The organism is Caulobacter sp. GW822-FHT01G02 (genome assembly GCF_058802865.1).
Genome location: NZ_JBXAON010000013.1, coordinates 40,568 through 53,783 on the forward strand (window position 1 = coordinate 40,568; position 13,216 = coordinate 53,783).

Genomic DNA, 13,216 nt, shown 5'->3' on the forward strand with positions numbered 1-13,216 from the left:
GTCAAGGTTGAACCGCGCCTGAACGGGTTTGGGCCGGCTTCGAAAAGGCGAGCTTCCAGGCATTGAGAAGCTCGTCGAAGTTCAGCGACGTGTCGAGGGTCAGATCGACCGGCGTCTTGGCCGGCAGCGCGATGCGCTTGTCGAAGGCGCGGCCGCGCAGCAGGTCCAGGATCCCGACCCGGGCCTTTTCGGGGATCTTGGGATCGTGCCGGCCCTTGATGTGGAAGATCACGCCGAGGCGGCCTTTGTCGGTGCTGTTCACCCCGGCCTCCAGCTGGTCGAAGGCCAGGTTCTCCATGGCCTGATAGGCGAAGTCCTGGATGGCGTTGACCTGGGCCGGCGCCGGTGGCGGCGCGCCCGGGCTGTCGGCGGGGCTGGCCGCGACCCCGGTCAGGGCCGTGCGCGACAGCTCGACCCGGCCGGGCTGGATGGCGGTGATCCTCCCCTCATGGAAGCGCAGGCCCTCGGGACCGAAGGTGAAAGGCAGGCGACCGTCGACCACGGCCTGGACCTTGACCTTCTCGGCCAGGGACGTGGCGGCGATGACTTCGCCCAGGTCGAGATGCTCGATGACGATGGTCCCGCTGAGGGTCTTGTCCAGGCCCAGGGGCACGTCGATCGACTCGATCGAGATCCGGCCCTTGGCGGCCTCGAACGTGGCTTTGGAGAGCTTCAGGCTGTCGGCGGCCAGCTGGAACTCGGATTCCACGGCGGTCAGCGGCACGATGGAGTCGATCTTGGCGATTCTCAGCGCCTGGCCGGGGGCGGTGGTCAGGGGCGCCAGGCTGTTGAAGTCGACGGCGCCGTCCAGGGTGGCGACCAGGCCGATCGGGCTGGTGAAGTCGATGTTGTCGGCGACCAGGCGGCCGCGACTGGTCGCGCCCTTGGCGTTCCAGGCGAAGACGCCGGTGAAGCTGGCCGGGCCGCGCGCGTCGGTGGCGAAGGCGGCCATCGGCGACAGGTCGGCGGGCTGCAGGCCGTCCTTGGCGAAGGCCAGTTTCGAGGCGTCGATGTCGGCCTGGCCGACGCCGGTCGCCACCACGTGGCGCAGGCGGATCTCGCCCAGCGGCGCGCCGACCGGCGTCGCGGCCTGGAAAGTTCCGTTCCACAGGCCGCCCGACAGGCCCAGCTGACCCTTGGCGAGGACGGGGTTGAAGCGGCGCTCGGGGGCGGCGTCGGTGACGGCGGCGCTGGCGACCTGAACGCCGGCGCGCTCGAACCCGTGAACGCCGCCGAGCGTCGCCTCGCCCTTGACGCCCTGGAGCCTGGCTTGGGCCAGGGCCAGTTCGCCCTTGGCGTCCTGGAAGCGCAAGGCCGCGCTCCAGCCCTGGGCGCTGGCCGTGACCAGCGGGGCCTTGGCCGGGCACAGGGTCGCCTGGATCGCGGTGACGGGGGCGTCGCCGAGGGCGTAGGCCTTGGCGGTGATCGGCGCGCATTTGGGCGTGGTCAGGGTGAAGCGGCCGCCGGCGATCCGCGCCTGGCCGTCGATCTGGCCGGTCACGCCCTGGATCGGCGGCAGGTCGAAGTCTTCGGTGGCGATGGACAGGGGCGAGGTCATCACCCCGCCCGCGGCGCGCCAGTCGCTGGCCGTGATCCGCACCTTTGGCAGGCCGCCGCCCGCGAGCGCGACCTGCAAGGCGCCACGCGCCCCCTCCGGGCCCGCGTCCATCAGCAGGGCCTTCGGGGCGGCGGCGGTCAGCACGACGCCGTTGGACGCGGACAGGCGCGCCTCGCGGGGCAGGGTCAGCTTCGTCCGCGCGCCGCTGACCTCCAGCCCGACGGCGGGCAAGGCCAGGTCGAAGGTCCGCAGGGCCTGGCTCAGCGGCTTGCCATAGTCCGGATTGGGGATCAGGGCCGCCAGGCGCTCGGCGTCGGGGCCCGAGATGGCGCTGTGGCCGCCCGCCGAGCCGTTCAGGGTCAGGAACAGGCCCTTGGCGCCCTGGTCGATGCGGCCGCTGGCGTTCAGCCGCGCCGAGGCCAGGGCCAGCGCGCCGGCGGCCAGACGGTCGGCGCCGGCCTCGATCTTCAGCGGTCCGTTGACGCTCATGCCACTCGAGTCGGCCGCCAGGCCCAGATTGTCGGAGGTCGCTCGAGCCCGAAGAGCACGGAGCGCGGTCCCGGCGGCCACGGCCTCGCCCGTTCGCAACTCGGCGCTGGTCGCGCCGCGCAGGGTCAGCCGGCCGTCCTGGCGACCGCCGGCGATGCGGGCGAGGTCGACGGCGAGGCTGGCCTCGCGGGCGTCCAGCGACGGCGCGGACAGTCGCCCGCCGCGCAGGGCCGCGCGGCCTCGACCCAGGAAGGCGAAGCTCTCCAGCCCGCCGTCCAGGCGTCCGGTCAAGGAGAGGTCGCCGGTCACCGCCTCGCCCTGGGCGTCGCCGAAGCGGCCGTTCTCGGCGCGCAGGGTCAGCCGCGCTTCCAGCGGGCCGCTGGCGGTCATCCTGGCCAGGTCCGGATAGGGCAGGTCGGCGGAGAGCCTGGCGGTGGTCCCGGCCAGGTCGGCGGCCTCGGCCTCCAGGCTGTCGAGGGCCAGCGAGACGTCGATGGTCAGCCGGTCGCCGCGCTTGCGGGCCGTGACCGTCGCGCCCTTGGCGTCGAGGACCAGGTTTCGCGCCGCATAGCGCAGCGGCGCCAGGCGGCCGTCGAAGCGCAGCAGTTGGCCGTCGTCCAGGCTGGCGTCGCCGGTGATTCGGGCGCGGCCGCCGGGGGTGATCAGGTCCAGCCGCGCGTCCTCGACCAGCACGGCCGGTCCCGGGACGTTCGGTGTTTTCGGCGACTTCAGGAAGTCGTCGATCAGCGGCTGCAGCGCGCCGAAACGCACCTGGCCCTTGTCGTCGATGCTGGCCAGCACGCGCGGGCGGACCAGCCGCACGGCCTTGGTCTGGATGCCGAATTTCTCGCCATTCCACGGCGCGGACAGGTCGTAGGCGACTTCCAGCCGGTCGGCGGCGAAGACGGGGTTGTCGCGCGAACCCAGGCGGACCTTGCCGGTGAAGCCGGTGGCGTCCAGGTCGTCCAGCTCGACGGTGGCCTCGACGCCATGCTCGCGCAGCCAGGCCTCGGCCAGCTCGCGGCTGATTTCGCGTCGGCCCGACCAGACCACGAGGCCAGTGGCGATCATGACCAGCATCGACAGCGACAGGGCCTCGAGGCCGAGGTCGATCAGGCGCGCGTGATCCCAGGCCTTCCGGGGCGTCTTACGGGTTTCGGGGGCGGTCGGGGGCTCGGCCATCAGGTCCTTGGCAGTCCAGATCCTAGAAAAAGCCCCCCGGCTCAGCTTAGATCCCTACTTCGAAAAGCCCAGCACGTCCTGCATGTCGTAGAGGCCGGGCGGCTTTCCCTTCACCCAGACGGCGGCGGCGATGGCCCCGCGCGCGAACAGGCCCCGGTCGATGGCCGAGTGCGACAGGGTCAGGCTCTCGGACTCGCCGGCGAAGATCACGCTGTGCTCGCCGATGATGCCGCCGCCGCGCACGACCGAGAAGCCGATCGCGCCGTCCTTGCGGGGACCGGTGACGCCGTCGCGGCCACGGTCGGCGACCTGGCCCAGGTCCACGCCGCGCCCTTCGGCGGCGGCCTCGCCCAGCATCAGCGCCGTGCCGGAGGGGGCGTCGATCTTGCGCTTGTGGTGGGCCTCGAAGACCTCGATATCCCAGTCCTCGGCGGGCAGGGCGGCGGCGGCCTGGCGCACCAGACCCATCAGCATGTTGACGCCCAGCGAATAGTTGCCCGAGCGGACGATGGCGATGGTCTTGCTGGCTTCGTCGATGCGCGCCAGCTGGGCGTCCGAGAAGCCGGTCGAACCGATGACCAGGGCTGGACCGTTGTTCGAGGCGGCGATCTCCGCGAGGTCGACGGAGGCTTCCGGCAGGGTGAAGTCGATCGCCACCTGGGCCTGAGACAGCGCGATCTCTCGCGAGACGAGATCAGGGGCGTCCACGCCCGGACGCTCGAAGCGCGCGGCGACCACGGCATCGGCGCGGCCCTCCAGCGCCTTGGCCACGGCCTGGCCCATGCGGCCGTTGGCGCCGGCGATCGCGATCTTCACGGGCTGGGACAAGTCAGGCTCCAGTACAAAATGTACTTGAGGCAAATCGCCCAATCCGCCCCCTCGGGTCAACCTCTCCCGGCCTTCCCGAACGTCAGCGAAGTTGACGCAAGGCCAAGTCCAACAGGCGTTTGCTGGGATTTTCGCGTCCTTCCCCGGTTGTGACGCTCGGCGCCCCTCGCTACGGTGATCCCACATAAGGGCGTGTTCGCATCGATCGGCGCGCCCCTTCTTCAACTTGCGCAGCAGGAATGGGAAACGCCGGATGAGCGACGCGGAACGCAAGACCTTCACGGACGAGGAGGCTCTGGCCTTCCATCGCTATCCGACCCCCGGCAAGATCGCCATCGTGCCGACCAAGCCGATGGCCACCCAGCGCGACCTGTCGCTGGCCTATTCGCCCGGCGTCGCCGTGCCCGTCCACGCCATCGCCGCCGATCCGGACCTGGCCTACGAATACACTTCCAAGGGCAACCTGGTGGCGGTGATCTCCAACGGCACCGCGATCCTGGGCCTGGGCGACCTGGGCGCCCTGGCCAGCAAGCCGGTGATGGAAGGCAAGTCCGTCCTCTTCAAGCGCTTCGGCGACGTCGACAGCATCGACATCGAGATCAGCTCCAAGGATCCGGACGAGATCATCACGGTGGTCAAGAACATCGGCATCACCTTCGGCGGCATCAACCTGGAGGACATCAAGAGTCCTGAGTGCTTCCGCATCGAGACCGAGCTGCAGGAGCTGCTCGACATCCCGGTGTTCCACGACGACCAGCACGGCACGGCGATCATCTGCGCCGCCGGCCTGATCAACGCCTGCCACATCACTGGCAAGAAGCTGGAGGACGTGAAGGTCGTGCTGAACGGCCCCGGCGCGGCGGGCATCGCCTCGCTGGAGCTGATCAAGGCCATGGGCGTGCGTCCCGAAAACTGCATCGCCGTCGACTCCAAGGGGGTGCTCTACCAGGGCCGCACCGAGGGCATGAACCAGTGGAAGAGCGCCCACGCGGTCAAGACCGACAAGCGCACCCTGGCCGAGGCCGTCGCCGGCGCTGACGTGCTGCTGGGTCTGTCGGCCAAGGGCGCCTTCACGCCGGAGATCATCGCTTCGATGGCCCCCAACCCGGTCATCTTCGCCATGGCCAATCCCGATCCGGAGATCACGCCCGAAGAGGTGCACGCCGTGCGTCCCGACGCCATCATGGGCACGGGCCGCAGCGACTATCCCAACCAGGTCAACAACGTCCTGGGCTTTCCCTACATCTTCCGCGGCGCGCTTGACGTTCGCGCCAAGCGCGTGAACCACGAGATGAAGATCGCCTGCGCCCAGGCCCTGGCGATGCTGGCGCGCGAGGACGTGCCGGACGAGGTCGCCGCCGCCTATCACGGCCGCCAGCTGAAGTTCGGTCCGCAATACATCATCCCCTCGGCCTTCGACCCGCGCCTGATCTGGTACGTGCCGCCGTTCGTGGCCCAGGCGGCGATGGACACCGGCGTCGCCCGCAAGCCGATCGCCGACATGGACGCCTATCGCGCCGGCCTGGCCCAGCGCCTCGACCCGACCGCCGGCTTCCTGCAGAAGATCTCCGGCGCGGTGCTGGCCAATCCCAAGCGTATCGTCTTCGCCGAGGGCGAGGACCCCAGCGTCATCCGCGCGGCCTATGCCTATCAGACCGGCGGCTACGGCGCGGCCATCCTGTGCGGCCGCGAGAACCTGGTGCACGAGAACATGAAGCTCGTGGGCCTGGATCCGGAGACCGCCGGCCTCGAGATCGTCAACGCCCGCCTGTCCGACCGCAATCCGGACTATGTCGACGCCCTCTACGCCCGCCTGCAGCGCCAGGGCTATCTGAAGCGCGACGTCCAGCGCCTGATCAACCAGGACCGCAACAGCTTCGCCGCCTCGATGGTCACCCTGGGCGAGGCCGACTGCATGGTCACCGGCGTCACCCGCAGCTTCGACCAGGCCCTGGAAGAGGTGCTGCGCGTCGTCGATCCCGCCCCCGGCGGGCGGATCATGGGCATGTCGGTAGTGCTGGCCAAGGGCCGCACGATCTTCGTGGCCGACACCAACGTCACAGAGCTGCCCGAGGCCGAGGAACTGGTCGAGATCGCCTGCGAGGCCGCTCGCGCCGTCCGCCGCCTGGGCTTCAAGCCGCGCGTGGCCTTCATGAGCTATTCGACCTTCGGCAACCCGATGGGCCTGCGCTCGGAAAAGGTGCGCGAGGCCGTGGCCATGCTCGACGAGATGGACGTCGACTTCGAATATGAGGGTGAAATGCCGCCCGAGCTGGCCCTGGATCCTGAAAAGCGGGCCAACTATCCGTTCATGCGCCTGACCGACAGCGCCAATATCCTGATCATGCCGGCCATCCACGCCGCCTCGATCTCGACCAAGCTGGTGCAGTCGCTGGGCGGGGCCACGGTGATCGGCCCCGTGCTGCTGGGCCTGTCCAAGTCGATCCAGATCGCCCCGCTGTCGGCCTCGGTGTCCAAGATCCTGAACATGGCGATGATGGCGGCCTACGACCAGCCGGAGGAGGAAGCGGCCGACTAAGCTTCGCCGGGCGCCTCCGCGTCAGGGCGTCACAGGGCCTTTTGGACCTGTCTGGCGTACCCATCTTGTTCTCGTCGGCAACAGTAAGCCGACGCGTAAGCCCTCCGGCCGGCGTCATCCCCTTGCGACGCCGGCCGGCCCTTACGCGACAGCGCCCCCGGTCGCGGGAGGGTTCACGGGGATAGAGGGCGCTGTATCCCCGGCGTTGGCGGCATCGAACTCCACGAAATCAATGACTTGTCGATTTTACGCGCCCCTGAATGATCCGCGTTGAATCCGCCGCGATACTCAATGCATCCCCGTCGCGGGGGAGGGCGCTTGGATCCGGCCCAACGGTCTGCTCGCAGACCGGTCTCTCGCAAGGAGTCGCGGCGGCGGGGATAGGTTGAGCGGGGCCGCTGGCGGTTCCTGGAGGTTCGAAAGTCGCCCCGTCCGTACTCTTTAGGCGGATCGGCTGGCGAACGGGCGGTCTCCGGGATCAAAGCCGACAGCGGAGCGACAGGGCGGTGATCGTACAAGCCGCCTATCGTGGATCGTCGGGGTCGAGACGGATGTAGCCGATCGACTTGGTCCGCGCCCGTCCGGGGGCTAGTGGGGTCCCGAGCTGAAAGACGCTCACGCCCCCCATCCTCACGGGCAAGAACAGCCTGGCGGAGCGGTCAGCGAGCCGAAACGCAAACAAACTCTACGGTCTCCGGGTTCGCCCGGCCGCTCCGTCGCCTCCCCACCCAAACTCGCAGCCCCACGGCGCGAGGTCGATCAATCACGTTCCCTCTCCCTGGATGGGGGAGGGGGTGTCTTCAGAAGCCCAGGGCTTGCATCCTGCCTGCCCCGCACGTAACTCCCCCGCACCATGAGCATTCCCGCCCTTGGGGCCAAGATCTGCGGACTGTCGACGCCCGAGACGGTGAAGGCCGCCTTCGACGGGGGGGCGGCGTTCCTGGGCTTCGTCTTCTTCGACAAGAGCCCGCGCGACGTCGCGCCCGAGACCGCCGCGCGGCTGGTCGAGCCGGCCAAAAGCGAAATGTGGCGCGGTCGCGGCGTGAAGACCGTCGCCGTAACGGTCGATCCCGACGACGCCCTGATCGACCGCCTGATGGCCACGATGCGCCCCGACCTGATCCAGGTTCACGGCAAGGAGACGCCCTCGCGGGTCCGCGAGATCGCCGCCCGGGCCGGCGTCGGCGTGATCAAGGCCTTCTCGGTGTCGTCTTCCGCCGATGTCGACCAGGCCAGGGCCTTCGACGGCGTCGCCGAGCACCTGATGTTCGACGCCAGGCCGCTGGAAGGTTCCGCCCTGCCCGGGGGCACAGGCGCACGGTTCGACTGGGGACTGCTGGCCGATCGGCGCTTTTCTCGCCCGCATTTCCTGGCCGGCGGCCTCGATCCGTGGAACGTGGCGGACGCGATCCGGGTCTCCGGAACCCCGCTGGTGGACGTTTCCTCTGGCGTGGAGCGCGGTCCGGGCCTAAAGGACCCGGCTCTGATCGCGGCGTTCCTCGACGCCGTCAAACGCGTCTAGCCTTTGGTGAGCTCTTGAACGCCCCCGCAAAGCCTAACGACTGGTCGGCCTATCCTGACGCCAAGGGCCGCTTCGGCGACTACGGCGGCCTCTATGTGGCCGAGACGCTGATGCCGCTCGTGCTGGAGCTGGACCGCGCCTACACGGAAGCCAAGAACGATCCGAGCTTCCAGAACGAACTCAAGGGCTACCTGACGCACTATGTCGGCCGGCCCAGCCCGCTCTATTTCGCCGAGCGCCTGACCCGCCACCTCGGTGGCGCGAAGATCTATTTCAAGCGCGAAGAGCTGAACCACACCGGCGCGCACAAGATCAACAACTGCATGGGCCAGATCCTGCTGGCCCAGCGCATGGGCAAGACCCGAATCATCGCCGAGACCGGCGCGGGCCAGCACGGCGTGGCCAGCGCCACCGTCACGGCCCGCTTCGGCCTGCCCTGCGTGGTCTATATGGGCGCGGTCGACGTCGCCCGGCAGAAGCCCAACGTCTTCCGCATGAACCTCTTGGGCGCGGAAGTCCGCCCGGTGACCTCGGGCGCGGCGACCCTCAAGGACGCGATGAACGAGGCGATGCGCGACTGGGTCACCAATGTCGACGACACCTATTACATGATCGGCACCGCCGCCGGCCCGCATCCCTATCCAGCCATGGTCCGGGATTTCCAGGCGGTGATCGGCACCGAGACCCGCGAGCAGATCCAGGAAATGGAAGGCCGGCTGCCCGACGCGGTGGTCGCCTGCGTCGGCGGCGGCAGCAACGCCATCGGCATGTTCCACCCGTTCCTGGCCGACGAGAGTGTCAAGATCTACGGCGTCGAGGCCTCGGGCCACGGCCTGGAGACCGACAAGCACGCCGCGTCCCTGACCGGCGGCCGTCCGGGCGTATTGCACGGCAACAAGACCTATCTGCTGCAGGACGAGGACGGCCAGATCCTGGACGCTCACTCGATCTCGGCGGGCCTGGACTATCCGGGCATCGGTCCCGAGCACTCGTTCCTGCACGACATCGGCCGGGCCCAGTACCTGACCTGCACCGACGACGAGGCCCTGAAGGCCTTCCAGCTGTGCGCCGAGCTCGAGGGCATCATCCCGGCCCTGGAAAGCGCCCACGCGATCGCCAAGCTGCCGCAGTTGGCCAAGGAGATCGGCGAGGGCGGCGTGATCGTGCTGTGCCTGTCGGGCCGGGGCGACAAGGACATCTTCACCGTGGCCGACGCCCTCGGGCGGACGATCTAGGGTACAGACCGCTTGACCAAAGACCGCATCGACCGTCGCTTCGCGGCGCTGAAGGCCGAGGGCCGCGCCGCTTTCGTGGCTTATGTCATGGCCGGGGATCCGGACGCGGCGACCGCGCTCGAGATCGTCAAGGGCCTGCCGGCCGCCGGCGCCGACCTGATCGAGCTGGGCTTTCCGTTCTCGGACCCGATGGCCGAGGGCCCGACCATCCAGCGCGCCAGCCAGCGCGCCCTGGCCCAGAAGATGACGCTGAACGGGACGCTGGACATCGTCCGCGCTTTCCGCGAGGGCGACCAGGACACGCCGGTCATCCTGATGGGCTATCTGAACCCGGTGCTGAACCGCGGCTTCGAAAGCTTCGCCGCCGCCGCCGCCAAGGCCGGCGTCGACGGCCTGATCATCGTCGATTGTCCGCCCGAGGAAGCCGATCCGCTGACGGATGCGCTGGAGGCCGAAGGTATCTCCCTGATCCGTCTGGCGGCGCCGACCACCGACGATGCGCGTCTGCCGATGGTGGTCCGCCGCACCTCGGGCTTCGTCTACTACGTCTCGGTCGCCGGCGTGACCGGGGTGAAGTCGGCCGACGCCGCCGATGTCGCGCCCGCCGTCGAGCGGCTGCGCAAGGCCTCGGGCCTGCCGGTCGCGGTGGGCTTTGGCATCCGCACGCCCGAGCAGGCCGCCGCCGTCGCCCGCGTGGCCGACGCCGCCGTGGTGGGCTCCGCGCTCGTCGACGAAATCGAGTCCGCGGCCCAGTTGAACGAAAACGTGACCGAGAAGGTTCTTCTCAAGGCGTCGGAGCTGGCTAAGGCTGTGCGTTCGGCGCGAGTCGGGACGAAGTGAGGCTCTAAGGCTATGGCTATGGCTGAACCCCAGGACCCGAAAAAGGGCGACAAGAAAGTGGCGACGGACCGCCGAGGCGGCTGGCTGTCGCGGATCGCGCCGGGCGTGCGCGGCGCGTTCGCCAAGCGCGAGACGCCCGAGAACCTCTGGGTCAAGTGCCCCGACACGGGCGAGATGATCTTCCGCTCCGACCTGGAGGCCGCCCTGTGGGTCACGCCGGCCGGTCGCCACATGCGGATCGGGCCCGAAGCCCGCTTCAAGTTCACGTTCGATGACGGCCAGTACGAGGCCCTGCCGACCCCGTCGGTCGCCGAGGATCCGCTGCATTTCTCGGACGGCAAGCCCTACAAGGATCGCTTGGCCGCGGCACGCAAGGCCACCGGCGAGCCCGACGCCATGGCCATCGGCTATGGCAAGGTCGCCGGCGTCGACGCCGTGGTGCTGGTCCAGGATTTCGCCTTCATGGGCGGTTCGCTAGGCATGGCCGCGGGCGAGGGCTTCATCGCCGCCGCCAAGGCCGCGCTTGAGCGTGAAGTGCCGATGATCGCCTTCACCGCCGCCGGCGGCGCGCGGATGCAGGAAGGCGCGCTGTCGCTGATGCAGATGGCCCGCACGACCCTGGCCATCAACGAGCTGAAGGACGCGGCCCTGCCCTATGTCGTGGTCCTTACCGACCCGACCACCGGCGGCGTCACGGCCTCCTACGCCATGCTGGGAGACATCCACCTGGCCGAGCCGGGCGCCCTGATCGGCTTCGCCGGCCCCCGCGTCATCGAGCAGACCATCCGCGAGACCCTGCCGCCGGGCTTCCAGCGTTCGGAATATCTGGTCGAGAAGGGCATGGTCGACCGGGTCACCCACCGCAAGGACCTGCCGCAGGTGCTCGGTTCGATCCTGGGCACCCTGATGATGGGCCGCAACCGCAAGGCGGCTTAAAGCGTGGCGGCCGAAGTTGTGAGCGGTTTCGGCGTCCGCCACGCGGACAGGCTCTAGCCGCCTTGGCCGAGCATCTCCGCGCCCACGACGCCGCGCTCGAGCGGCTCAAGGCGCTGCATCCCAAGCTGATCGACCTGTCGCTGGACCGGATGCGGCGGCTTTGCGCGGCGCTGGGCGATCCGCAGGACCGCCTGCCGCCGGTGATCCACGTGGCCGGCACCAACGGCAAGGGCTCGACGGTCGCCTATCTCCGGGCCATGGCCGAGGCGGCCGGGCTCAAGGTCCACGTCTTCACCTCGCCGCATCTGGTGCGCTTCGCCGAACGGATCCGCCTGGCCGGAACCCTGATCACCGACGACCACCTGGCCGACGTGCTGGACCGTGTCGAGGCCGCCAACGCCGGCCTGCCGATCACCTTCTTCGAGATCACCACGGCCGCCGCCTTCGTGGCCTTCGCCGAGGTCCCGGCCGATCTGTGCATCGTCGAGGTCGGGCTGGGCGGCATACTGGACGCCACCAACGTCATCCAGAGGCCGGCGGTCTGCGTCATCGCCCCGGTGGACATCGACCATCGCGAGTTCCTGGGCGACACCATCGCCAAGATCGCTGTCGAAAAGGCCGGGATCATCAAGCCGGACGCGTCGGCTGTCTCGGCCCGCCAGCATGGCGAAGCCGAAGACGTGCTGGAGACCACGGCCGCCCTGGCCGGCGTCGAACTGACCCTGATGGGCCGCGACTTCGACGCCTGGAACGAGCGCGGCCGGCTGCTGGTCCAGATGCAGGACCGTCTTCTGGACCTGCCGGCGCCCTCGCTGCCCGGCGAGCACCAGTTCGCCAATGCCGGCCTGGCCGTCGCCGCCCTGCTGGCCCTGGCCGATCCGCGCATCGACGAAGCCGCCATGGGGCGGGGGATCGCAAGCGCGGTCTGGCCGGCCCGCTTCCAGCGCCTGACCGCCGGCCCGCTGGCCGAGCGCGCCAAGGCCGCCGGGGCCGACCTCTGGCTGGACGGCGGCCACAATCCGCACGCCGGCCGCGCCGTCTCCCGCGCCGTCGCCGATCTGGCCGCCCGCGACGGCCGGCCGGTGGCGCTGATCTCGGGCCTCCTGGCCAACAAGGACGCCGCCGGCTTCTTCGGTCCCTTCCGGGGCGTGGCGGCCAAGGTCTTCACCGTCACCTTCGAAGGCGCCGCCGCCGCCAGCGCCGCCGATACGGCCGCCGCCGCCGAGCTGGCCGGCCTGAGGGCCTGCGCCTGCGACTCGGTCGAGGACGCCCTGGACCGGGCCCTCACGCTGGCGCCGACGCCCCACGTCCTGATCTGCGGCTCGCTCTACCTGGCTGGCGAGGTCCTGGCGATGAGCCCAGAGACTTGGCCGACCTAAAAGCGTAAGGCTGAGCCCACGCCGATAGGGCGGCGCGGCCCGCTGGACATCCTCGGCGAGCGCACCCGTCCTGGCAGGAACCGCCGATGGCCAAGGGTCAGAAGAAATCGAACAAGGAAGTCCGCAAACCGAAGGCCGAAAAGAAAGCCCCTCCGGTCTCGGTCTCGCCGTTCATCGTGACGCCCAAGAAGTAGGTCGACACGAAAAACGCCCGCCCCGGAGACCGGAGCGGGCGTCTTCAATTCAGCCGTGAAGCCGCTTAGGCCGGTTGAACGCCGGCTTCGTTCAGCCATTCCAGGATCTTCTGCTTGGGCATGGCGCCGACCTTCATCGAGGTCATCTGGCCATCGCGGAACAGCATCATGGTCGGAATGCCGCGGACGCCGTAGCGCGACGGGGTCGTCGGGCTGTCCTCGATATTGACCTTGGCGACGGTGACGACGTCGGCCAGTTCTTCCGAGATCTGCTCCAGGGCCGGGGCGATCTGCTTACACGGACCGCACCACTCGGCCCAGAAGTCCACCAGCACGGGCTTGCCGGCTTTCAGGACGTCGGATTCGAAGGTGGCGTCGGTCACCACAACGGTGCTCATGGCTTGCTCCAGTCTGGCGTCACGCATTCGGCGCGGAGGACGCGATAAGGTCAATGTGCTCGGATTCGTTCCGAGCGCTTGCAGCAGATGTAGGAGGACGGGGCGCGTCCGGCAAC

At 69.2% G+C, this 13,216-nt stretch carries 10 protein-coding genes and 1 pseudogene; 8 read left to right on the forward strand and 3 right to left on the reverse strand.

Annotation, left to right across the window (positions count from 1 at the left end; all coding sequences use genetic code 11):
• Position 1: 1 nt before the first annotated feature.
• Both AC1RNC_RS25325 and dapB read right to left on the reverse strand, forming a co-directional pair.
• Positions 2–3,229, reverse strand: a complete 3,228-nt coding sequence (locus tag AC1RNC_RS25325) for an intermembrane phospholipid transport protein YdbH family protein (RefSeq protein WP_492888755.1) — start codon at positions 3,227–3,229, stop codon at positions 2–4.
• A gap of 54 nt (positions 3,230–3,283) precedes the next feature.
• Positions 3,284–4,057, reverse strand: a complete 774-nt coding sequence (dapB, locus tag AC1RNC_RS25330; RefSeq protein ID WP_492888756.1) for a 4-hydroxy-tetrahydrodipicolinate reductase — start codon at positions 4,055–4,057, stop codon at positions 3,284–3,286.
• Between the two features lie 253 nt (positions 4,058–4,310).
• On the opposite strand from dapB, the gene AC1RNC_RS25335 reads away from it, so the two are divergent.
• From AC1RNC_RS25335 to AC1RNC_RS25370, 8 genes and pseudogenes are all read left to right on the forward strand, one after another.
• Positions 4,311–6,596, forward strand: coding sequence for an NADP-dependent malic enzyme (locus AC1RNC_RS25335; RefSeq protein WP_492888757.1), 2,286 nt, complete (start codon positions 4,311–4,313; stop codon positions 6,594–6,596).
• 295 nt (positions 6,597–6,891) lie between these two features.
• Positions 6,892–7,041: pseudogene (locus tag AC1RNC_RS25340) on the forward strand (hypothetical protein); the annotation flags it as partial.
• A gap of 408 nt (positions 7,042–7,449) precedes the next feature.
• The gene (locus tag AC1RNC_RS25345; protein WP_492888758.1) at positions 7,450–8,118 is read left to right on the forward strand and encodes a phosphoribosylanthranilate isomerase; all 669 of its coding nucleotides are present in this window, start codon (positions 7,450–7,452) and stop codon (positions 8,116–8,118) included.
• Positions 8,119–8,132: 14 nt separating this feature from the next.
• On the forward strand, positions 8,133–9,353 hold the full coding sequence (gene trpB, locus AC1RNC_RS25350) for a tryptophan synthase subunit beta (RefSeq protein ID WP_492841207.1): 1,221 nt from the start codon (positions 8,133–8,135) through the stop codon (positions 9,351–9,353).
• Positions 9,354–9,365: 12 nt separating this feature from the next.
• Complete coding sequence (gene trpA, locus AC1RNC_RS25355) at positions 9,366–10,193, forward strand: tryptophan synthase subunit alpha (protein WP_492888759.1); 828 nt, start codon at positions 9,366–9,368, stop codon at positions 10,191–10,193.
• A 12-nt stretch (positions 10,194–10,205) separates the two neighbouring features.
• Entirely contained in the window at positions 10,206–11,129 is a 924-nt protein-coding gene (locus AC1RNC_RS25360) for an acetyl-CoA carboxylase carboxyltransferase subunit beta (protein WP_125159535.1), read from the forward strand.
• 62 nt (positions 11,130–11,191) lie between these two features.
• Positions 11,192–12,508 (forward strand): bifunctional folylpolyglutamate synthase/dihydrofolate synthase, encoded by a 1,317-nt coding sequence (locus AC1RNC_RS25365; protein WP_492888760.1) that lies wholly within the window; start codon positions 11,192–11,194, stop codon positions 12,506–12,508.
• 86 nt (positions 12,509–12,594) lie between these two features.
• Entirely contained in the window at positions 12,595–12,702 is a 108-nt protein-coding gene (locus AC1RNC_RS25370) for a hypothetical protein (protein ID WP_082009057.1), read from the forward strand.
• A 65-nt stretch (positions 12,703–12,767) separates the two neighbouring features.
• Here the strand turns inward: AC1RNC_RS25370 and trxA are convergent, their stop codons facing one another.
• Positions 12,768–13,100, reverse strand: a complete 333-nt coding sequence (trxA, locus tag AC1RNC_RS25375; protein ID WP_477070554.1) for a thioredoxin — start codon at positions 13,098–13,100, stop codon at positions 12,768–12,770.
• Positions 13,101–13,216 lie beyond the last annotated feature (116 nt).

What these genes read in the sequence shown, in the direction of transcription:
- AC1RNC_RS25325 (WP_492888755.1), bottom strand. Translation starts at nt 3,229, where the DNA reads ATGGCCGAGCCCCCGACCGCCCCCGAAACCCGTAAGACGCCCCGGAAG.
- AC1RNC_RS25335 (WP_492888757.1), top strand. Translation starts at nt 4,311, where the DNA reads ATGAGCGACGCGGAACGCAAGACCTTCACGGACGAGGAGGCTCTGGCC.
- AC1RNC_RS25345 (WP_492888758.1), top strand. Translation starts at nt 7,450, where the DNA reads ATGAGCATTCCCGCCCTTGGGGCCAAGATCTGCGGACTGTCGACGCCC.
- AC1RNC_RS25360 (WP_125159535.1), top strand. Translation starts at nt 10,206, where the DNA reads ATGGCTATGGCTGAACCCCAGGACCCGAAAAAGGGCGACAAGAAAGTG.
- AC1RNC_RS25370 (WP_082009057.1), top strand. Translation starts at nt 12,595, where the DNA reads ATGGCCAAGGGTCAGAAGAAATCGAACAAGGAAGTCCGCAAACCGAAG.
- trxA (WP_477070554.1), bottom strand. Translation starts at nt 13,100, where the DNA reads ATGAGCACCGTTGTGGTGACCGACGCCACCTTCGAATCCGACGTCCTG.